Raw genomic sequence first — 20,068 nt, 5'->3', positions numbered from 1 at the left:
CTTCAGACTTCCTTAAGGGTTTACGGCCAGTGTGGCGACCGCCGGTTCGATGACAACCGGACCCGGCTGCTCGAATGAATCGGCGGCCAATGACGTTCACGAGGCCTGATATGACCCGCGACAAAACAGCGCCGCGCTACGGAAAACTGTCGATCACCTTGCACTGGCTGATGCTGGCACTGTTTGTTGGCGTGTACAGCTGCATCGAAATCAAAGGACTGTTGCCCCGCGGCAATGCCTTCAAGAGCCTGTTTCTCGGCTTGCACGGACTGTTCGGCCTGAGCATTTTTGCGCTGGTCTGGATCCGCTTACTCGCACGCCTGACGCCGCGCCCGTCCATTACACCGGCATTGCCCGCCTGGCAGACAGGTTTGTCCCACCTGATGCATCTGGCCCTGTATGTGCTGATGATTGTCACCCCGCTACTGGCCTGGCTGATGCTGGCGGCGGGGGGCAAACCGGTGCCCTACTTCGGCTTTTTCCTGCCGGCGCCGGTGGCGGTCGATCCTGACCTGGCCAAACAATTGAAGTATTGGCACGAGTTGCTCGGTAGCGCCGGTTACTGGTTGATCGGCCTGCATGCGGCGGTGGGGCTGTTCCATCATTACTACATGCGCGACAACACCTTGACCCGGATGTTGCCGCGGCGCTGACCCGCACCCGTTTATTGTGGCCAGAGATCCACCGGAAAGTACTTTTGCGATATCTGCGTGTACTTGCCCGAATCATGCAGTTGCGTGAGCGCCTGGTCAATTCGGGCCTTGAGTGCGGTGTCACTCTTGCGCATGCCCGCCCCTACCCCCAGACCGTATTGCAAGGGGTCCATCCTGACGCTGCCGGTGCCTTTCTCCTCGTACGCCGCGCCGTCTTCGGACGCCAGGAAAGCGATGTCACCGAGCTTGTCGAGGAACATGACGTCGATACGGCCGGACAGCAGGTCGGCATTGCAGTCGTCCTGCGTGTTGTAGATACGGATGTTCGATGTCTTGCCGTAGGCGGACAGGATGAAATCGGCGTTGGTGGTCGAGCCCTGCACGCCGATGGATTTACCGGCCAGGCCTTGCGGGGTCAGGGTCAGGCTGGTGTCCTTGGCGGCGACGAAAACCCCTGTCGTCTCATAGTACGGACGCGAGAAGGCGATCACTTTCTGGCGTTCCGGACTGATCCCCATCGAGTTGAACAGCACGTCGAACTTGTTGGCCAGGAGTGCCGGGATGATGCCGTCCCAGGCCACCTCCTTGATCTCGCAATCGGCTTGCATCTGCTCGCACAGCGCGCGAATCAGGTCCGGCTCGAAACCGGTGAAGTGCCCGGTGGGTGTCTTGACCAGGAACGGCGGATAAGGCTCGGCCGCCACACCAAAGCGCAGCGTGTCTTTCTCGGCGTTGGCGGACGCGGTAAAGGAGCACAGGGACATGCCGATGGAGGCCAGTAAAGCCAGTTTGCAGAACATGCGTTTCATGGTCGATCCCTTCATGGAGGAGGATGATTGCACAGAGAACGGTTCAATGGCGTACCGCGATTCAAGCTGCTTTTTTACCCTGCGGATGCGGGCAGCGGAAGCCAGCCCTGGAGGGTTTGCCAGTCAGCTTCCAGGCTCGTGAAGCGTGACAGCGAGAAGATCGACAGGTCGGCGAAACTGCACGTGCCGTCAACGACAAGGTCGCGAATGGCATGGCCGCTCGCCGGCGACAGCCCGAAACCGACACCGGACATTGTCGCGACCGTGAGGTTGTCCAGCGCGCCGGGGCGATCGATGACGGGACGGCCGTCCGGGGTGTTTTCGATGAACCCCGCCCAGCTGCGAATCACCCGTTTGTGTGCGACCTTGGGGAACAGTTCGGCGAGTCGCCTGGCGATGTTGCATTGCAGCGGCGTCGATTGCGCACGCGTGCCGCGCAGGTCGGCGAGTTCGACCCATTCGTGCGGGCCGCCGCCATACGCCAGGTTGCCACGCAGGGTTTGCCGGCCATACAGACCGTTGCCATCCACACCGCCGACTTCCAGCAACGGCAGCGGCTCAGTGACGATCATTTCGGCGCGCGCGGTGACCAGCGGAATGTCTACGCCGAGTTGGGCCGCCAGTTCACCGGTATGCGGGCCCGCGGCAATCACCAGGTGGTCGCAGCTGATCAGGCCTTGAGCTGTGCGCACGCCCGTCACGCGGTCGCCCTGGCGTTCGATGCCGACGACGGGCGTGTGTTCGAGAATGCGACCACCGAGATTTTTCAGCGCCCACGCGTACGCCTGCAGGGTGCGGTGCGGATTGGCATGCCCGCCAAAATGGTAGTAGAAGCCCGCCAGCACGTTATCGCCAGCAAAGGGCACCAGTTCACGAACCTGCCCAGGATCCAGGCGGTCGACGCGCAAGCCGTACCAGGCGGCTTCATCCGCGACTTTCTGATCGAGTGCAATCTGCTTTTCAGTGAGGTCGATACTAATGCGGTCCGGGCGATACTCGGTCGGGTAACCGAGCAACTCATCCATCATCGGCCACAGCCGTTGTTCTTCGACAAACAGCGGGCTGTGGTGGTGCGAGCACCCGCCACCGTTACGACCCGAGGCGCCCCAGCCGATCAGGCCCGCTTCGAGGACCAGCGCATCGACGCCTTCGCGAGCCAGCCACCAGGCGGCGCTCAATCCCGTCACGCCGCCACCCACGATGACAACGGACGCATGGTTGGATGATTTACTGACTGTCTGCATGGTGTCAGTCCTCGTTGCGCGGCGCGATGGTGGGACGGGCGATGTCTTGCGCTCGCCTGGCGACAGTCTGCTGCCCGCTGCACAGCCAGAACGGTGTCCACTGCGACGGCATGTCAAACCAGGCGTCCCATTGGCTGTGCATCTGTGGTGTTTCCTCGACCTGCCCTGCCTGATGCAGTGACAACGGACGCACCGGCGGACGATACGAAGCCAGGGCAATGGTCTCGACACCGAGGCCGGCGCCGATGCCGAGCAAGGTCGCCACCTGTTCGCGGCAACGCCGTCCCTGACAGGGTCCCATGCAGGCCCGGGTCAGGCGCTTGGTCACGTCGGGATTGGGCGCGTCGTTTTGCATGACGTTTTTCAACCCCGCATCGGCGGCTGTCCAGCCGAGATATCGCGGTGGCTGTTGCCCAAGGATTTCGCCGGCCGTCACCTCTTCGCACAGGCATACGAAGGGTTCGTTCCGGGCATGGACGGTGGACGCCCGTACCCACGCCGCGCGATTGGTAGCGATGTCGCCAACAGGTTCACCGGCTATCGGCGCGGTGTCGAACTGCCCGATATCGACACCCAGTACGGCCAGCGCGGTGCGCGCGGCGATGCGGCCTTCGCGCCGGGAAATCCCCTCGTCACGGCTTTTCGAGGCCCAGACACCGGCGCAATCGCCGGCCACCAGGACAAAGGGCAACGAGGTGCGCAGCGAAAGGTCGGTGTCGGGGACATGGCCGCCACGGTCGCCCTGGAAGGACACGCTGCACCCGGCGGCCTCGAGGAGTTCGATCGCGGGAATGGCAGCCACGCCAAGCAGCACTGTGTCGCATTTGATCTCTATCGAAGACCCGCCGATTGGAAAACCCTGGGCATTGACCGCGACGGCGGTCATCCGCTTGACGCCGAACACGTCTGCGCTTGCCTCGCGAACGACATGCCCGGTCAATACCTGGGCGCCCTGCTCGACCAGCAAGCGGAGCAGCGTTGGATCACCGCTCACCTGTGCAGCCTGTTCAATGATCGCCACAATCTGCACACCTGTGCCGATCAGCCCATGGGCCGTCGCCAGGGCCTGGGTGTCGCTGCCGACCAGCACAGCGCGCTTACAGTCCAGCGCCTGGTAAAGGGTCGCCAGTCGATAGGCCGCGCTGGCGCCCATGACACCGGGGTGATGCCAACCATCAAAGGCCAGGCCCATGTCCCGCCTGCCAGCGGCGACGATCACCTGCTTGAAACGCATCAGGTATGCGTTTTCATCATCGGCCAGGCCCGCGACGCTGCCCTCGATCCACGCCGTGGTGCGTTGCTGGGGGAACAGTCCCCAGACCGCCACGCCAAGGCGCACATCAACCCCGGCTTCGAGCGCCTCGGCGATCTGCGGCCGCGCATCGAGCAGGCTCTGCAGCACGCTGTTGCGGTTGGCAACCGCAGCGCCCATCCGGCCACCGAAATGCAGCGGCACCTCCTCCCCCATGGTTTCCAAAGGGACCGGATTTTCGTCCACCAGCGTGACGCGCAGGCCATGCCCGGCGGCCGTCAAGGCGGCCGCGAGCCCCGCCGGGCCGGCGCCGACGATGAGAATATCGGTCTCGTCGCTGATCGGCGGCGCCTTGCCTGCCACCGAGGAGGGATCATGGTAAATGTCTGGCGTGAGAGGTCGTTTCACGGTGTTGTCCCCAAAAAGTAGGCGCGTGGGTATCGACTAGAACAGCGACGACGGCGGCTTGACGTCGCCCTCGGCGAATCGCGACAGACGCAGCTGGCGCATATCCATCCCCGGATCACCGGCGTCGATCCAGTTGGCCAGGGTCTTGCCCACGATCGGGCCCATGGCAAAGCCGTGGCCACAGAACCCGGTGGCGACGGCAAGGCCGCGCGGCGAGGTTTGTGCATCGATGACGGGAATGCCGTCCGGCAAGACGTCGATAGCGCCCGCCCAGCGGTCGGCGATCTGCGTATCGAGTTGCCCGGGGAACGCCGCCTTGAGCGCGCAGATGGCCGTGCCCAGGCCTTTTTCATTCGGTTTGACCAGTGGATTGCGCAGGTGGATTCCCGCGCCTAGCCTTGACGACTCCGACCACGGCAGGCGCTGGTGCAGATCGCTGAGGCAGGCACCGTTCAGATGGAAGCGAAACGATTTTCGCTGGGCCCACAGCGAAGGCGCATACCAATGCAGGGCGCGCAGATGACCCAGCGTCATGTCGACGTCGACATGGGCGTCGTCGGCGATATTGAAACTGCCGTCCAGCCGTTGCCGAAAGCCCACGCCGTTGGCGATCGTGGAGATTCCGCTGAGCGTCGGCCCGCACGTGGTTCGCGCCACCGTGCCCCTGACCAGCTGCTGCGGCAAGTCGATGCCGAGCATCTTCAACAGGCGAAAAGACGTCACACCAGCGGCGCATACCAGGGTTTTCGCCTTCACGTAGCCCCGCTCGGTGTCGACCCCCACCACTTGCCCCGCGGCAACATCGATGCCTTTGGCACCGCAATGTTCGACGATCCGTGCGCCCAGTTCACGGGCACGCATCGCGAAGGCGCGAGCCACCAGCGTGGGTTCCGCCTGGCCGTCGCTGGCGGTAAACAAGCCACCCATTTGCGGGACGGCATATCCCGGCAGTTTTTTTGCCACCTCACGGGGCGACAGCATCACGGTGTCGAGCGAAAAACTGCGCGCGACCGTCAGCCACGATGCGTAGCCGTCACGTTCGGCCTCATTGCCCGCGACGAACAGGCAGCCGTCGTTGCGCCATCCCAGGTCGGCCTGCAGTTCGCGCTCCAGCGAGCGCCAGATTTCAATGCTGGCTTGCATCAGCGGCACTTCGGCTTCGTCACGCGATTGCTGGCGAACAAAGCCCCAGGCCCGGGACGATTGCTGCCCCGCCAGGGTGCTTTTTTCCAGGACCAGAACCTTGGAGCCCGCTTTGCTCAGGTAGTAAGCGCACGCACACCCCATCAGCCCGCCGCCTATGATTACCACGTCGGCTTCACGGGGCAGGCGCTCGTCCCCGGGCGTCGACACGCTAGCCAATGCTGCTTGTGCAATGTTCATGGGGGGGCACCCTCGGGTTGAGAATGACGCATGGCGCAGCGTCGTGGTTTCGGCTAAGAATGTGCCCCGATCCAGCGAATTTACAGTGATGTATCTGCATTAATCCCATGCGAGGAGCGCATAGAAACATGAGCCGCCAACTGCCATCGATCGAGCTTTTGCAGGCATTCCTCATGGTTGCGAAGACGGGCAACTTTGGCCAGGCAGGTGAGCTGCTGCACCTGAGCCAGAGCGCGGTGAGTCGGCAGGTCGCGCAACTGGAGGCGCGCCTGGATAGCCGCCTGTTCGAGCGACACACGCGCAAGATCGTGCTCACCGCCGAGGGCCGATCGCTGGTACCGGTCGCCGAGCAGGTCATCGGCCTGCTGTCGGATGCCTCGCACATGCTTGCAACCGTGGGCAGGAGTGTCAGCCTGCGCGCGCATCCGACCATGGCGGCGCGCTGGCTGATACCCAGGCTCACGGCGTTCTATCGTTTGCATCCGCAAGTGACCGTCAGTGTCGACACGGTGTATCACCGTTTTCCCGACTTTGCCTTTGAGTCGATCGACGCGATGATCGCGTACGGCACAGCCACCTGGCCCGACTTCGAAGCGCTGGAGTTGTGGGAAGAGGAACTGATTCCGCTGTGTTCGCCGGCCTTGCTCGTCGCAACCACCCCGCAGGAACTGCTCAAGACCGCGCGGCTGGTGGATTCGAGCATGGATCGCCTGGACTGGCGGCGCTGGGATGAGTATTACCCGGGGTCAACCGGTGTCGATAACGCGCATCTGACGTTCGATACGCTGGAGTCGGCGATCGTCGCAGTGAAATGTGGCCAGGGCATCGCCCTCGTCGACGCTGTTCTCGCCCGCGATGAACTGCTCAACCAGCAACTGGTGCGCGTGCATTCGGGCAGCATCATCACCGGTGGACGCTACACGCTGGTCTATCCCAAGCGGGTGAAGCGCTCAAGTGGCTTTTGCGAGTTCCTCGAGTGGCTGGAACAGGAAGCGGCCGCTGCCGAAAGGATTCGGCCATAATGACTCTGTATTGCACGGCACTCGGCGGGTACCTGTCAGATGATCTCGATTGAACTGCACGCGGCCCGGCGCGATGAGCTGCAGACCCTTGAAAACATGATGCAGTTCTACACCTATGACTTCAGCGAGTGGGTGCCGCTGCCCTTGGGTGAGCTTGGTTTTTTCAGTCTACAGCCCCTCTCGGACTACTGGCGAAAACCCGCGACCCAGCCTTTTCTGATCAAGGTCGACGGAGAGTTGGCCGGATTCGTGACCGTGGATGATGAAGCCCATGTACCCGACGCCCGCCACAACATCGGTTACCTGTTCGTCAGTCGGCGCTTTCGTGGCCAGGGTGTCGCCAGATTTGTCGTGTCCACCCTGTTGAACCGGCTCCCTGGTCGATGGCAAATTTTCCATGTCGAGGCGAACCGGCCGGCACGGCTGTTCTGGGCTGCCGTGATGCCCGAGCTCACGCAAAACAGGTTCAGCCTGCATCAGCTGTCGATCCAGGGGTTGCCGTGCAGCGTTTATTGTTTCGAAACGCCGTAAAACCTGTAGGAGCCGGCTTGCCGGCGAAGGCGTTTGAAAGATCAACACAAGGCTCAAGGACGCCATCGCCGGCAGGCCAGCTCCCACAATAGATCGGGTAACGCCGCGAGCTTCGCCGGCAAGCCCCCTCCCTTTCTAATTCCAAATCAGCTTTGTCGGACAATATGTAGTGAACAAAAATATTCACTACAAAACCGTTGACGCCTTCGATTTGCCCTTGCATGATGCAGACGTCTCCCCGATCGGGAGTACTGGCAACACGCTTGAGCAAGCTCGTCTGACCGCCGAGCTGTTTTTCCGGATACACGCTGCCCACAAGGCAGATTGAAGAAGCTGACCTGGCCTGAACGTCCAGTACAAGGGCGAGAAGCGCTGGCGATACATCCTCATGATGCTTGTGGCCGACCCTGAAAAGGTCGGCAGGGGCCAAAGGTTATCGCCGCTTCTCTTCGTTGTGACGCTATTGCGTAGCAGTTATTCAACACGACTACATGCAACAGACGCGGGACCCCGTCGATTTCGACGGACGACTGCTGACGTCCTGGTTTCGGTGCCAGGGATCAACTAACCGATGGGCTACCTGTATTAGCGAATCAACTTTGAAAGATCACCAAATGGTCAAGGGGTTTTTATGATGAATCTGAACAATCAACCAACTATCGAAGAACTGGCTCGTATGTTCGCTGCGCAAAAAGACAGCCATGACAGCCATATCCTGTGGATCAGCAAGTCGGGCGAAGTTCAAATCGACTGCCTGTCTCCACATGCCCATGAAGCGGAGTTTGACCAGAACAACGAGAACCTGCTCGCCCGACTGAAGATGTACCGTCGCGGCCAGGGCTATGTCGGCAAGAAAGCCGCAGCCGACAAGGACTTCATCGGTAATGTTCTGCAAACGCTGAAACAGGCCTGGGACTCGCTGCAGAACCAGAACGAAGTTCGGGTGATTGATCGGTTCTACTGATTAGAATTTAACTTATTAAAAAAAGGGCCTGCTCCCAAAAAGAGCAGGCCTTTTTTAATGCCTGATATTCCTAACCACCACAGATCCAGTGTGTGCGGGCTTGCTCGCGAATGCGTCGGGTCAGCCAACGTCAATGTCAGCTGATAGACCGCATTCGCGAGCAAGCCCGCTCCCACAAGGAGATTTGTGGTGATCAAGAAAATTCAGGGTCCATCTGGTGTAAGGCCGTCGAAGCCGCCTGAGCTTGACCCCAGCGACCGCCCAGGCAGCCGCTGCGGCAATCTTTTTAGCGTTTGACCGACAGATCGACCTGGGTCATGCGACTGCGAATGGTGAACACACCATCGCCCGAGAGAATCGCGCTGCGCGCAAACAGGCGGCCGCTCTCCCAGTTCGACAGGCCCAGTTCCGGCTTGTTGAGTGCGTACTGACCATCGACCCAACGGGTGATCCCGTTGCCGACAAAGGGTGCGTTGACCGCGTTGTAGAAGCGTTCCTGGGTCGCGGCATCTTCACTGAGCAGCGACACGGTGAATTGCGGGCTGTAGCGGTTGAACAAGGCGATGGCGCTGTCCAGGTCGTCGACGATCTTCAGGCTGACTTCCGGCGTCTCTTCCCATTCCCACTCGCGACCCAGTTGATCTTCCGGCAAGGATTCGGCCTGAGCTTCCGTGCGATAGCCTTCGGCGCGGTAGACGTCGACGCTCGCGGTCTGCCAATCCGCCGGCAGGAACGCTTCGCTACCTTCGACGATGTGCAACTTGCAGCCCTGGCCGCGCGCCTTGCCGGCCTGTTGCAGCGCGTCGAGAAACAGCGGTACCAGTTCCGCGGCGCGATCGCGCTGGATCAGGCACACGTTCAGGGTATTGCAGACCTTGCGGTCGAGGGAGTTGCGCACCACGGAGGCGAAGCGCTTGGCATCGGCGTCGGTGTCGGCGATCAACCAGGCGCCGCCAGTTCCGTGAAGGCTGACGGCAGTGCCGGCCTGTTGCGCGATGCTGCCCAGTTGACTGACGGCACGTCCCGAACCACGGGCCACGGCCAGTGACAGGCGGCGGTCGGCAAACATCGCCCAACCGGCGGCGTGATTGACGCTTTCCACCAGTGAAACCGCACCGGTCGGCAGCCCGGCGTCGTTCAGCGCCGGGTTCAGTGCGTGGGTGACGATGGCCTGGGCCGTGCCCAACGCATCGCTGCCGATGCGCAGCACCGCGGTGTTCCCCGTGCGCAACACCCCGGCAGCATCGGCGAAAACGTTCGGCCGACCTTCGAAGACGAACGCGACGATGCCCAACGGCGAGACCACTTGTTCGACTTTCCAGCCGTCGTGCTCGACGCAACTGATCACTTTGCCGCGGGTGGCCGGCGCATCGCGCCAGGCGCGCAGGCCTGCGATCATGTCGCGGCGCATGCGCTCATCGGCCAGCAGGCGCGTGGTCGAGCGGCCACGGGCCTTGGCCCGCTCGATGTCGGCCAGGTTCGCGGCCTCGATCAGGGCCCAGCACTCGGGCGTCTCCAGGCGTTGCGCGAACAGATCGAAGAAGGCGCTGATGGCCTCGTCCGACACCGTCGACATCACCTTGAACGCCGCTTGTGCACGCTCGATCGCCACCGCTGCGGCTTGCTGGTCCGCCACCGGGATCAACAACAGCTCGCCGCTGACCTGCTCCACCAACAGGTGGTCACCGGGCTGGAAGCGTGCCGCCAGTTCGGGGCTGACCACAGTGACACGGTTACCGGCGAAAGGGATTGGCGTGCCAGCGACTAGACGTTCGAGCGCAAGAGACATGAAGCGGTATCACCATGCAAAGGGCGGGCGGAAAATGTATAGCAAAAGTCCCCGAGCGTCATCCGCCGCCCCCATCGCCCAAGACAGCTGCCCAGTGTTGCACCTGGTTACGTATCAAAGTGTGTACAGCCCCACCCCAGACACACCACGCCTTCATTTCCCCGCACAAACGACACACCGCAGATACACCCGGTTGATGAAATACATCTCAACGGGCACCCCACCGCCCGACTTCCCTGCCTCGAAGGAAATCAACCATGAGCGCCACTATTTCATCGGCCGTCAAAGGCCTGCACCTGAACCTTGACCGTGCCGGCAGCTGGATAGCGCCACTGACCCTACGGGTGTTCCTCGCCTGGGAGTTCTTCGAGTCAGGCCTGGAGAAATTCAATGGCGAGAACTGGTTCGCCGACATCCAGGACCGCTTCCTGTTTCCGTTCAACCACCTGCCGGCCACGTTGAACTGGGAGTTGTCGATGTGGGTGGAGCTGATCTGCGCCCTCGCCCTGCTGGTGGGCCTGGCCACACGGTTCTCGGCGATCAGCCTGATCGTGGTGACCATCGTTGCGACCGCCGCGGTGCACTGGCCGGCCGACTGGTCGACCTTGAGCGAACTGGCCCAGGGTTACTCCATCAGCAACAAGGGTTTCGGCAATTTCAAACTGCCGCTGATCTACCTCGCCGCCCTTGTGCCGCTGCTGCTGTCCGGCCCTGGCAAATTCAGCCTCGATGCCTTGCTGGCGCGATGCTTCTGGCGCCGCGCTCATCTGTAAAACGCTGCCGGATCAGAGCTGGTTGGTCATCGCCATGTTCACGAACCGGGTATCGAAGCGCAGCTTGATGTTGTTTTTGTCGCCCAGGGTCGAGCCATCGGCGAACTGCATGCCCACCGCGTCAGCACTGGTGGCCGCTTGACCCAGCAAACCCTTGGCGAAGGAAAAGGTGCGGACCTTGTCCATGGTGTGGCGGATAGCCTCGGAGCTGGCGAATTCGTAGGCCGTGGCCGGCGTGTAGAACAGCATGGTCTGGGTCAGTTGATCTTCGTACCCTTTCAGATCGGTGCCCGAACGCTCGGCCATCGAGGAGCGTGCAGCGATTGCCTGTGCGTTGTCACCGGACATCAATTGCAGGGTTTCGAACCACGCGCCCACCAACGCCTTGCCCAGTTCCGGGTTGGCCGCCAATGTCTCTGTATTCACCGCCATCATGTCGATGATCTCCCCCGGAATTTCCCTGGACGTGAAGACCTGGACCGCCGTCGGCGATTGCTTCAACACCATGCTCAACTGCGGGTTCCACAGCGCCGCCGCGGTTACGCCGGGCGTGGTGAAAGAGGCCACTGCATCGGCGTCGGAGGTGTTCATGATCTTGATATCGCGCTGGCTCAGGCCGTGGATGTCCAGGGCACGGGACATCAGATAATCAGAAACCGACAGCTCCACCAGATTGACTTGCTGGCCCTTGATGTCGGCAAAGGTCTTGCCATTTTTCAGGACAATCGCGTCGTTGCCATTGGAGTAATCGCCGAGGATCAGCCCCGTGGTGTCCACGCCGTTGGCGCCTGGAATGGTCAAGGCATCCATGTTGGTCATGCCGCAGGCATCGAATGCGCCGGCGGCATATTGGTTGATCGACTCGATGTAGTCATTGAGTTGTACCAGTTCGATCTTGATGCCGTACTTGCTTGCCCATTTGTCGATGATCCCGTGTTCGCTGGCGTAGCCCCACGGCATCCAGCCGGAATAGATCGACCACGCGACCTTGAACTCGTGCTTTTTCTCGGCGGCAGTAGCACCGAAAGCGAGACAGGAACACGCCAGCAACACGGCGGCAAAACGGTAGAACACACACGAGAATACCTTCATGGGAACCTCACGGGTTATGAATGAGTTGGAGCAATGACTTCAAACGAGCGGCTGGGTATAGCGGCTCAATGTCGGGGATTCGCGCTCATGCCACTGCGCGGCGCTGCGGGTGAATCCGGTGGTTTGCGCGTAGCCGACGTGCGGTTCCAGCGTGTCGATGATGAACAGGCGTTCGCAGGCCAGCCCATCAACCAGCAATCGCTGGATGACGTGAACGCCGTCAGCCTGCAGTTCGAAGCCGTCCAGTGGGATCAGGGTCTGCCCCACGCGCGCGGCACAGGTCGAGAGCGTTACGTTGTAGCCCTCGTCGAGCGAGCCTTGGGCCACCGAGGTTTCGAAGTTGAACGCACGGCGCAGCCATTGCGGGTCATCCGCGTATTGAGCGACCAACTCACGCAGGGGCACACCTCCCTCGAGCGGATGTGAACGCCCCAGCACCAGCGCCGCATATTCACCACAAACGATCAATCCCCCCCCTCGATGACGCACGATGCCGCTCTCCAACTCCTTTTCCTCCAGCAGCCGCAGGCCTATCAATGCGCCGGGCGCCGACAATTGCAGACGCCAGTCTTCGACATAGGCCCCGCTGGGCGAGAACTCGATCATGCAGTTGCCGATACGCTTGAGCAGCCCTGGCTCGGGCCAGCGATTGTGCAACTGCAAGGACGTGTCGGTGTGCCAACTGAGAATCTCGCCTTCCCATGAACACAAGGCTTCCCAGCCTTCGTAGTTGGCCAGTCGCTGCAGTTCTTCCGCGCTGTACGCCAGCAACGGTTTGGCTTGCACCTGGTGTTCTTCCAGCGGCAAGCGCAAATCAATGGTGAAGTTACGGCTCTGGAACCAGCACACGTGGGTCTGGGTATCGGTCAGGCCATCGGCAAAGCTGATTGCCCGGCGTTTGTAGAAACCCAGCATCCAGTCCGGAACGCCTTGGGTCGGTTGCTGCGGGTAACGAGCGACAAGTTCATTGAGGTGCATATCAAACCTCCCCGGCGCGGGCGGTACGGCCGAATGAGGACAAGCCCTTTGCCCCTTCCGGCAAGCTCAGTTCACCGCAGGCCAGGCGCTGCTTGAGGTAGCGAAAGGTCTGCAGGGTTTGCGCGTACAAATGCTCACCACACACAACCGGACCGTAGCGGCTCGGCGTTGCCGGATCGAGCAGTTGCGCGACGGGCTCGATGACCGTGTCGTAATCACAGGCGCAAAACATCGGGAACGAGTAGCGCTCCTGGGCGACTTTGCGTACCCGATGCGCGGTGGCGACGTAGGTGCCGTTGCTCAGCACTTCCATCATGTCGCCAATGTTGATGACAAACGCGCCCTCCACCAAGGGCACATCGATCCACTGCCCTGCACCGTTCAACACTTCGAGTCCCGGCGCGGTCGGGAGCAAAATGGTGAAGCACTCGTAGTCGGTGTGCGCACCGATACCGGGACGATCCACCGGCGCATCCGGCGCGAACGGATAGTGGATCAGCCGCAGTTGACTGGGCGGGTTGTTGACCCGTTGCGTGAAGGCATTTTCCGCAAGCCCCAGTGCCAGTGCGAAACCTCGAAAAAGCGTGAGGTTGAGACTGAACACGGCGTCGTAGTAGGCCTTGATGTCCTCTTTGAATCCCGGCAACGCCGGCCAGCGATTGGCACCCAGCATCGGTCGCGTCCCGTGCGGCAGCCGGTAATCGAAACCGACATCGAAGGCCTCCTTGTGATCGATGCTGCCCTCGACGAATTGCTCTTCGCCCTCCGGTACATATCCGCTGTGGTTGCTCGACAGGCCGATGTAATCGTTCATCTTCTGTTCAAGCGGCTGGGCGAAATATTCCACCGTCCGTTGTTTGAGGCGGTTGATGATCTGCGGATCGATACCGTGCCCGGTCACGTACAGAAAGCCTGCCTGCGAGGCTGCTCGCCCCAGGGCAGCGGCGGTTTCGATACGAGCGGCTGCACAGTCGGAAAACAGTCCCTGAATGTCGACCAGAGGCAGGGTCTGGAACGCGAAATGAGGGGTAATACGAGGCGTGGGCGCCATAAGTAACCTCCTGATGATTAGTCAAAATGTCACCTGGTCGTCCAGATATCGCAGAGCCGCGAGGCCTCCGGGTCGTCCCGGATCAGTCGCACCAGAAAAGGTGCTCGAGGGGTTGAGCAATGTCCGTGCCACGTTCGAGTGTGCGCATTAGCACAGCTGTATCTAGTTGATTTAAAACGGCCGATGCCAATGGAGACCGACCAGGCATCTCTATCCTCAAGCCAGTAAAGGCACCAGCATGGAGCGAATGCTCTTTAGCGTGGCTTAAGGTCGCGGCCTGGTTCATGATCGCCTGGGTGAATTTGCGACTACTTCGCATCCCCGGCCTTGGGTTTGTAAAATCTGAACAAGCCGATGTTGGCTGTATTGGTGTACTCCCTGGCCCAATCCGGTTTCACCGTCCGGTCATGGAAATACAGCGCGCCCTTGGTGCGATCCGGCAATTGCTTGTTCAGTGCCTTGCGCGCGATTTCCTTGGCCATCGCGTAAGGCACCTCTTCCTGCACCGAGTCGGCACGGCCGTCGCACCACCAGGAGAACTGGCAGCTCTTGCTCTGCGAGCCCTGCTTGACCACGCCGCACACGGTATCGGGAAAACCGTCGTGGCCGAGGCGGTTCATCACCACATTGGCCACCGCTTCCATGTCCGCCGCGTTCTTGCCCTTGGCTTCCCAGTAGATCGATCGGGCGAGGCAGGTGATGGCGTCATCCAGTGGCGCTTTGCCCGCCGGGTCCACGGCCTGGACCTCGGGCTGGGTAATGGCTTGAGACCTGGACGCCGACGCAGGGCTGCTGTTTTCGGCGGCCTTGTGCTCCAGCACCTCGGCCTTGTCTTCGGCGACTTTCTGTTTTTGCTGCTGGTCGGTGGCGAGTGCCGGAACAGCGATCAGGGTGAGGGCGAGGCAGGCGGCTATCCAGTCGTGGCGCATGGTCGGGCACTACTCTGTGGGCAGTTTCGCTTCAGTGTAGTAGTGAAATGATGGCGCAAAGGAGGCGACATCGCGAAAAAGACATTGCGTTCAAGGGGGGCACTTCGCGCATCATGGGCGCAGTCAGCTCAAGGAGGATTTCCATGCATTTCCTGTCATCCACTCTGCGCCTTGCCGGGTTTTCACTAGGGCTTGTGTTTGCCGCCACCGCGCTGGCGAGCGAAGAGTCGCAACTGATCGAATCGATCAACCTCTACCGCGGCCAGTTGCAGCGTTGCGCCGGCCAGGTGTCCTCGGAACTGCCGCCGCTGTCGGCCGACCCACGGCTGGTGCTGTCCGCCGCCAGCGTCGGCAACCTGCAGCAGGCCATGGCCAGCGCCGGTTATCCGATGAAGAACGTGCAGGCGATCAGCCTGAACGGGCCGCGGGATGCGCCCTCGGCAATGAAAGCGATCCAGGAAAGTTTTTGCCAGATCGTGCTCGACCCGCAGTTCGTCGACGTCGGCGTAAGCCGCCAGGACCGCGAGTGGCGCATCGTCCTGGCCCGCCCATTGTTGAGCGCACGCCTGGGCGATTGGCAGGCCGAAGGGCAAAAAATGCTGGCCGAACTCAACGTCGCACGCAGCCAGCCCCGCCAGTGCGGCGCGCAATCCTTCAACGCCACCACGCCGCTGACCTGGAACGCCACCCTGGCGACCGCCGCCGAAACCCAGTCGCGCAGCATGGCCAACAACAACTACTTCGATCACAAGGACCGCGACGGCCGCACCCCGGGCGACCGCGCGGAACTGGCGGGCTACGACTTCCAGCAGATAGGCGAAAACATCGCCGCCGGCCAGGACAGCGTGCGCAAGGTGGTCGACGGCTGGCTGACCAGCCCCGGTCATTGTGCCAACCTGATGAACCCGCAGTTCCGCGACCTGGGCGCGGCGTATGCGGTTGATCCGAAGAGCGATGCGGGGATTTACTGGACGGTGATGTTTGGGGCGCAATGAATCGCCCCATCCCACGGCCGTACCCGATCTACTGTGGGAGCGAGCCTGCTCGCGATGGAGGTCAACGATGACGCGGGGCGCCTGTCACCCCGCGGTGCCCTGAGCTTTTTCGCGAGCAAGCTCGCTCCTACAGGCCCGCTCAACACCAGCCACCCAATGCGCTAGTAACACCGAGTAGATGCCGCTTGATGTTTATCAATGGTAGCCATCGCCAATCCTGACGGCGGCACGATGTTCGGCCAGAGACTGAAGGCCAGGCCGAGGTAGCCGAGGAACATGATCGGAATGACCCGCAGGCCCATACTCGTGATGGGGCTTGGGCCCCTTGGCCACCCGAGAAATAGATCAAGTGCAAGCCGCGCCCGACCCGGTTCCAGCCAAACAGCATGACCCCGAGGAAGCCCGCTTCGAGGAAGAACGCGGTGAGCACTTCATAGGTCAGCAACGGCCCGGTGATGCTGCCGGCGAAGTCGGAAAAACGGCTCCAGTTGGTGCCGAACTCGTAGGCCATGACCAGCCCCGAGACCACGCCCATGCCGAAGTTGACGGCGAAGATCTTCGACCAGAAATGGTAGAGATCGCGGTAGGTGTCGTTGTGGGTTTTCAGCCAAAGGCTTTCGAGCACCGCCAGGAAACTGTAGGAGCTGGCTTGCCAGCGAAGGCGTCCTTGAACAATGCATCGTTCTTTCGGGCGCCTTCGCCGGCAAGCCGGCTCCTACAGGTTTATGCGGCGGAAGTGGAAATGAGGCTGCTCGCTTTTGCCTGCTCCAACCGGATGGCGACGAACTTGGAGGTCGGGGTGAACGTGCGGTCACCGTAGCTTTCCAGTGGCACCAACGGGTTGGTCTCCGGGTAATACGCGGCCGCCTGGCCGGCCGGAATGTCGTAGGCGATCAGGGTGAAACCGCTGACCCGACGTTCACGGTCGTCGTCCCACAGCGCCACCAGGTCGACTTTCTGCCCCGGCTCGAAACCCAGCCGGAGGATGTCCTGCTCGTTGGCGAACACCACATCGCGCATGCCGTAGACCCCGCGATAACGATCGTCCAGACCGTACAACGTGGTGTTGTACTGATCGTGGGAGCGCATGGTCTGCAGGATCAAATGAGGCTTCACCGCCAGGTTGCGCACGCCTTCGCTGATCAGGTGTTCGGGCAACACGCTGGGGGTGAATTGCGCCTTGCCGCTCGCGGTTTTCCAGATGCGCTGCGCGGCGCTGTTCGGCATGTGGAAGCCGCCCGGATGAAGCAAGCGCCGATTGAAATCCTCGAAGCCCGGGATGGTGTCGGCAATCATGTTGCGGATGCGGCCGTAGTCGCCGACGGCCCGGTTCCAGTCGATCGGCTGCTTGCCCAGGGTCGCGGCGGCGATCCCGGCAATGATCGCCGGCTCCGACAGCAGGTGTTTGGACTTGGGTTTCAGCTGGCCATGGGAGATGTGGATCATGCTGAAGGTGTCTTCCACGGTGACGCCCTGCGGCCCTTCGGCCTGCATGTCGATGTCGGTGCGGCCCAGGCACGGCAGGATCAGCGCTTCACGGCCGGTGACCAGGTGGCTGCGGTTGAGTTTGGTGGCGATGTGCACCGTCAGCTCACACTTGCGCAACGCGGCGTGGGTGCGCGGTGTATCGGGGGTGGCCTGGGCGAAGTTGCCACCCAGGGCGATGAACACTTTCGAACGGCCCTGCTCCATCGCCGAAATCGCCATCACGGTGTTGTGGCCATGCGCCCGAGGCGGCTTGAAGGAGAATCGTTTTTCCAGGGCATCGAGCAATTCGGTGGGCGCCAGTTCGTTGATGCCCATGGTCCGGTCGCCCTGCACGTTACTGTGACCGCGAACCGGTGACAGGCCGGCACCGGGGCGCCCGACATTGCCGCGCAGCAACATCACGTTGATCACTTCCTGCAACGTCGGCACCGAATGGGTGTGCTGGGTCAAGCCCATCGCCCAGCACATGATCACGCGCTTGGCGCGGGCGTACATGCGCGCGGCCAGTTCGATGTCGGCCAGGCTCATGCCCGATTGCTGCTCGATGTGCTCCCAAGCGGTGGCATCGACTTCGGCCAGGTAGGCATCCATTCCCGAGGTGTGTTCGGCGATGAACTCACGGTCGAACACCGGCTCACCACCCGTGGCTTGAGCTTCCCGTTCCCACTGCAAGAGGAACCTGGCGATGCCGCGCATGACCGCCATGTCGCCGCCGAGGGCCGGACGGAAGTAGGCGGTGTTGGTCGGCTCGGATCCGTTCATCAACATTTCGATCGGGTGTTGCGGATGCTGGAAACGTTCCAGTCCGCGCTCCTTGAGCGGGTTGATGCAAATCACCTGCGCCCCGCGTTTGACCGCTTCACGCAGCGGTTCGAGCATCCGTGGATGGTTGGTGCCGGGGTTCTGGCCGATGACGAAGATCGCGTCGGCATGCTCCAGGTCATCGAACACCACGGTGCCTTTGCCCACACCCAGGCTCTCGATCATGCTGACGGCGCTGGCCTCGTGGCACATGTTCGAGCAGTCGGGGAAGTTGTTGGTGCCATAGGCGCGGACAAACAGCTGATAGAGAAATGCGGCCTCGTTGCTGGCGCGGCCGGAGGTGTAGAACTCGGCCTGGTTCGGCGATTCCAGCGCATTGAGATGCCGGGCGATCAGCGCGAACGCTTCGTCCCAGGAGGTTTGCACATAACGATCGGTGCTGGCGTCGTATCGCATCGGATGGGTCAGGCGGCCCTGATACTCCAGCCAGTAATCGCTTTGTTCGGACAGTGTCGAGACGCTGTATTTGTTGAAGAAAGCCGGGTCGACCAAACGGCCCGTCGCTTCCCAGTTGACCGCCTTGGCGCCGTTTTCGCAGAACTTGACCATGCCGTTTTCCGGCGATTCGCCCCAGGCGCAACCGGGGCAGTCGAAGATATCTATCAAGACATTTTTACTATTATTTTCAATTACTTAATCAGCCATAATGAACTTTTCAGAGGGAAGATATTTCATCATAGAGCCCGTCGATCAACCGGTTATTAATAGTGATTGGACGCCCTCGCAAGTTGCACTTAGCCTGCGTTTAATTTGTGGGAGGAGCCTGCTCGCGATGGACTCAAGCGCACCGCGTTCAGCCAGTAAGCACGCGTCATCGTTAACGACCATCGCGAGCAGGCTCGCTCCCACAATTCATTTGATGCGCCCAGCGCCAGGCGAGGATGTCATGTCGAAACGAGTCTTGATCGATGGGTTCTCCCGCCGCGTGGATTATCTGCGCATGTCGGTCACCGACCGTTGCGATTTCCGCTGCGTGTATTGCATGGCCGAGGACATGCAGTTCCTGCCGCGCCAACGGGTGCTGACCCTGGAAGAGATCTATCAGGTGGCCGAGAGCTTCGTCGCACTGGGTACGCGCAAGATCCGCCTGACCGGGGGCGAGCCGCTGATCCGCCCGGGCGTGGTCCAGCTGTGCGAGAAGATCGCCGCCCTGCCCGGCCTGCGCGAACTGTGCATGACCACCAATGGCTCGCAGCTGGCCAAACTGGCCGAGCCCTTGTTTGAGGCCGGGGTCAAGCGCCTCAATATCAGCCTCGATTGCCTCGACCCGCAACGCTTTCGCGAATTGACTCGTACCGGTGATCTGGCGCAGGTGATCAAGGGCATCGACGCCGCCAACAAGGCCGGATTTCGCAACACCAAGCTCAACTGCGTGGTGATGAAGGGCCGCAACGATCACGAGATCAACGATCTGGTGAGCTTCGCCATCGACCGTAATCTGGATATCTCCTTTATCGAAGAAATGCCCTTGGGCACCATCAGCGAGCACAGCCGTGCCGAGTCGTTTTATTCCAGCGCCCAGGTCCGTGAGCGGATTGCCGAGCGCTACACTTTGATTGATTGCGCCGAGTCGACCCAGGGCCCTTCGCGCTACTGGCGCCTGGCCGAGGCGCCGCAGATTCGCCTGGGGTTCATTTCGCCCCACAGCCACAACTTCTGCGGCACTTGCAATCGGGTGCGGCTGACCGTCGAGGGTCGCCTGCTGCTGTGCCTGGGCAACGAGCACTCCGTCGATCTCAAGGCCGTGTTGCGCAGTCACCCCGGACAGCCGGAACGCCTGGAGAAAGCCATCATCGAGGCGATGAAACTCAAGCCTTATCGGCACAATTTCGAAGTGAACGACGATGTCCAGGTCGTTCGCTTCATGAACATGACGGGCGGCTGA

The 20,068-nt window shown here is 61.4% G+C and carries 16 protein-coding genes and 2 pseudogenes; 7 read left to right on the top strand and 11 right to left on the bottom strand.

Going from position 1 to position 20,068, the window contains the following annotated elements; translation table 11 throughout:
* Nucleotides 1-110 precede the first annotated feature (110 nt).
* Nucleotides 111-653 (top strand): cytochrome b, encoded by a 543-nt coding sequence (locus DKB71_RS14580; RefSeq protein WP_408600839.1) that lies wholly within the window; start codon nt 111-113, stop codon nt 651-653.
* A gap of 11 nt (nt 654-664) precedes the next feature.
* Here the strand turns inward: DKB71_RS14580 and DKB71_RS14575 are convergent, their stop codons facing one another.
* The 4 genes from DKB71_RS14575 to DKB71_RS14560 form a co-directional block, all read right to left on the bottom strand.
* Entirely contained in the window at nt 665-1,462 is a 798-nt protein-coding gene (locus DKB71_RS14575; RefSeq protein ID WP_408600838.1) for a transporter substrate-binding domain-containing protein, read from the bottom strand.
* Between the two features lie 74 nt (nt 1,463-1,536).
* Nucleotides 1,537-2,706 carry an NAD(P)/FAD-dependent oxidoreductase gene (locus DKB71_RS14570; RefSeq protein ID WP_408600837.1) on the bottom strand — a complete coding sequence of 390 codons (1,170 nt, stop codon included), beginning with the start codon at nt 2,704-2,706 and terminating at the stop codon, nt 1,537-1,539.
* 4 nt (nt 2,707-2,710) lie between these two features.
* A complete protein-coding gene (locus DKB71_RS14565) occupies nt 2,711-4,366 on the bottom strand; it encodes an NAD(P)/FAD-dependent oxidoreductase (RefSeq protein WP_408600836.1) in 1,656 nt (551 codons plus the stop codon).
* 36 nt (nt 4,367-4,402) lie between these two features.
* Nucleotides 4,403-5,749, bottom strand: coding sequence for an NAD(P)/FAD-dependent oxidoreductase (locus DKB71_RS14560; RefSeq protein WP_408600835.1), 1,347 nt, complete (start codon nt 5,747-5,749; stop codon nt 4,403-4,405).
* Nucleotides 5,750-5,877: 128 nt separating this feature from the next.
* Here DKB71_RS14560 and DKB71_RS14555 point away from each other — a divergent pair, with 128 nt between their 5' ends.
* From DKB71_RS14555 to DKB71_RS14545, 3 genes are all read left to right on the top strand, one after another.
* Complete coding sequence (locus DKB71_RS14555; protein WP_408600834.1) at nt 5,878-6,771, top strand: LysR substrate-binding domain-containing protein; 894 nt, start codon at nt 5,878-5,880, stop codon at nt 6,769-6,771.
* Nucleotides 6,772-6,810: 39 nt separating this feature from the next.
* Nucleotides 6,811-7,302 carry a GNAT family N-acetyltransferase gene (locus DKB71_RS14550; protein ID WP_408600833.1) on the top strand — a complete coding sequence of 164 codons (492 nt, stop codon included), beginning with the start codon at nt 6,811-6,813 and terminating at the stop codon, nt 7,300-7,302.
* A 634-nt stretch (nt 7,303-7,936) separates the two neighbouring features.
* Entirely contained in the window at nt 7,937-8,266 is a 330-nt protein-coding gene (locus DKB71_RS14545; RefSeq protein ID WP_274076709.1) for a hypothetical protein, read from the top strand.
* A gap of 286 nt (nt 8,267-8,552) precedes the next feature.
* Here DKB71_RS14545 and DKB71_RS14540 read toward each other — a convergent pair whose 3' ends face one another.
* Nucleotides 8,553-10,055: an aldehyde dehydrogenase family protein gene (locus tag DKB71_RS14540; protein ID WP_408600832.1), complete on the bottom strand. Its 1,503-nt coding sequence runs from the start codon at nt 10,053-10,055 to the stop codon at nt 8,553-8,555.
* Between the two features lie 257 nt (nt 10,056-10,312).
* Here DKB71_RS14540 and DKB71_RS14535 point away from each other — a divergent pair, with 257 nt between their 5' ends.
* Entirely contained in the window at nt 10,313-10,828 is a 516-nt protein-coding gene (locus DKB71_RS14535) for a DoxX family protein (RefSeq protein ID WP_408600831.1), read from the top strand.
* 12 nt (nt 10,829-10,840) lie between these two features.
* Here the strand turns inward: DKB71_RS14535 and DKB71_RS14530 are convergent, their stop codons facing one another.
* From DKB71_RS14530 to DKB71_RS14515, 4 genes are all read right to left on the bottom strand, one after another.
* Nucleotides 10,841-11,920, bottom strand: coding sequence for a putative urea ABC transporter substrate-binding protein (locus tag DKB71_RS14530; RefSeq protein WP_408600830.1), 1,080 nt, complete (start codon nt 11,918-11,920; stop codon nt 10,841-10,843).
* 39 nt (nt 11,921-11,959) lie between these two features.
* A complete protein-coding gene (locus DKB71_RS14525) occupies nt 11,960-12,898 on the bottom strand; it encodes a hypothetical protein (RefSeq protein WP_408600829.1) in 939 nt (312 codons plus the stop codon).
* Nucleotide 12,899: 1 nt separating this feature from the next.
* Nucleotides 12,900-13,949 (bottom strand): isopenicillin N synthase family dioxygenase, encoded by a 1,050-nt coding sequence (locus DKB71_RS14520; protein WP_408600828.1) that lies wholly within the window; start codon nt 13,947-13,949, stop codon nt 12,900-12,902.
* A 308-nt stretch (nt 13,950-14,257) separates the two neighbouring features.
* Nucleotides 14,258-14,878, bottom strand: a complete 621-nt coding sequence (locus tag DKB71_RS14515; RefSeq protein ID WP_408600827.1) for a cell wall hydrolase — start codon at nt 14,876-14,878, stop codon at nt 14,258-14,260.
* Between the two features lie 143 nt (nt 14,879-15,021).
* Here DKB71_RS14515 and DKB71_RS14510 point away from each other — a divergent pair, with 143 nt between their 5' ends.
* Entirely contained in the window at nt 15,022-15,873 is an 852-nt protein-coding gene (locus DKB71_RS14510) for a CAP domain-containing protein (protein ID WP_274076702.1), read from the top strand.
* A 349-nt stretch (nt 15,874-16,222) separates the two neighbouring features.
* On the opposite strand, the pseudogene DKB71_RS14505 reads toward DKB71_RS14510, so the two are convergent.
* Together DKB71_RS14505 and DKB71_RS14500 are read right to left on the bottom strand one after the other, a co-directional pair.
* Nucleotides 16,223-16,510, bottom strand: a pseudogene (locus DKB71_RS14505) (cytochrome ubiquinol oxidase subunit I); the annotation flags it as partial.
* A gap of 86 nt (nt 16,511-16,596) precedes the next feature.
* A pseudogene (locus DKB71_RS14500) lies at nt 16,597-18,777 on the bottom strand (FdhF/YdeP family oxidoreductase); the annotation flags it as partial.
* A gap of 292 nt (nt 18,778-19,069) precedes the next feature.
* Here DKB71_RS14500 and moaA point away from each other — a divergent pair.
* Nucleotides 19,070-20,068, top strand: a complete 999-nt coding sequence (gene moaA / locus DKB71_RS14495; RefSeq protein ID WP_408600825.1) for a GTP 3',8-cyclase MoaA — start codon at nt 19,070-19,072, stop codon at nt 20,066-20,068.

Source organism: Pseudomonas sp. PLMAX, from assembly GCF_046042685.1.
In the GTDB taxonomy this organism is placed as follows: Bacteria; Pseudomonadota; Gammaproteobacteria; order Pseudomonadales; family Pseudomonadaceae; genus Aquipseudomonas; species Aquipseudomonas putida_AE.
This window is presented reverse-complemented; position numbering and strand designations above follow the sequence as displayed.

Excerpts from the sequence above, each read along its gene's own strand:
- moaA (WP_408600825.1), top strand. The coding sequence starts at position 19,070 with ATGTCGAAACGAGTCTTGATCGATGGGTTCTCCCGCCGCGTGGATTAT.
- DKB71_RS14575 (WP_408600838.1), bottom strand. The coding sequence starts at position 1,462 with ATGAAACGCATGTTCTGCAAACTGGCTTTACTGGCCTCCATCGGCATG.
- DKB71_RS14510 (WP_274076702.1), top strand. The coding sequence starts at position 15,022 with ATGCATTTCCTGTCATCCACTCTGCGCCTTGCCGGGTTTTCACTAGGG.
- DKB71_RS14545 (WP_274076709.1), top strand. The coding sequence starts at position 7,937 with ATGAATCTGAACAATCAACCAACTATCGAAGAACTGGCTCGTATGTTC.
- DKB71_RS14560 (WP_408600835.1), bottom strand. The coding sequence starts at position 5,749 with ATGAACATTGCACAAGCAGCATTGGCTAGCGTGTCGACGCCCGGGGAC.
- DKB71_RS14530 (WP_408600830.1), bottom strand. The coding sequence starts at position 11,920 with ATGAAGGTATTCTCGTGTGTGTTCTACCGTTTTGCCGCCGTGTTGCTG.
- DKB71_RS14580 (WP_408600839.1), top strand. The coding sequence starts at position 111 with ATGACCCGCGACAAAACAGCGCCGCGCTACGGAAAACTGTCGATCACC.
- DKB71_RS14555 (WP_408600834.1), top strand. The coding sequence starts at position 5,878 with ATGAGCCGCCAACTGCCATCGATCGAGCTTTTGCAGGCATTCCTCATG.
- DKB71_RS14535 (WP_408600831.1), top strand. The coding sequence starts at position 10,313 with ATGAGCGCCACTATTTCATCGGCCGTCAAAGGCCTGCACCTGAACCTT.
- DKB71_RS14520 (WP_408600828.1), bottom strand. The coding sequence starts at position 13,949 with ATGGCGCCCACGCCTCGTATTACCCCTCATTTCGCGTTCCAGACCCTG.
- DKB71_RS14525 (WP_408600829.1), bottom strand. The coding sequence starts at position 12,898 with ATGCACCTCAATGAACTTGTCGCTCGTTACCCGCAGCAACCGACCCAA.
- DKB71_RS14570 (WP_408600837.1), bottom strand. The coding sequence starts at position 2,706 with ATGCAGACAGTCAGTAAATCATCCAACCATGCGTCCGTTGTCATCGTG.
- DKB71_RS14515 (WP_408600827.1), bottom strand. The coding sequence starts at position 14,878 with ATGCGCCACGACTGGATAGCCGCCTGCCTCGCCCTCACCCTGATCGCT.
- DKB71_RS14540 (WP_408600832.1), bottom strand. The coding sequence starts at position 10,055 with ATGTCTCTTGCGCTCGAACGTCTAGTCGCTGGCACGCCAATCCCTTTC.
- DKB71_RS14550 (WP_408600833.1), top strand. The coding sequence starts at position 6,811 with ATGATCTCGATTGAACTGCACGCGGCCCGGCGCGATGAGCTGCAGACC.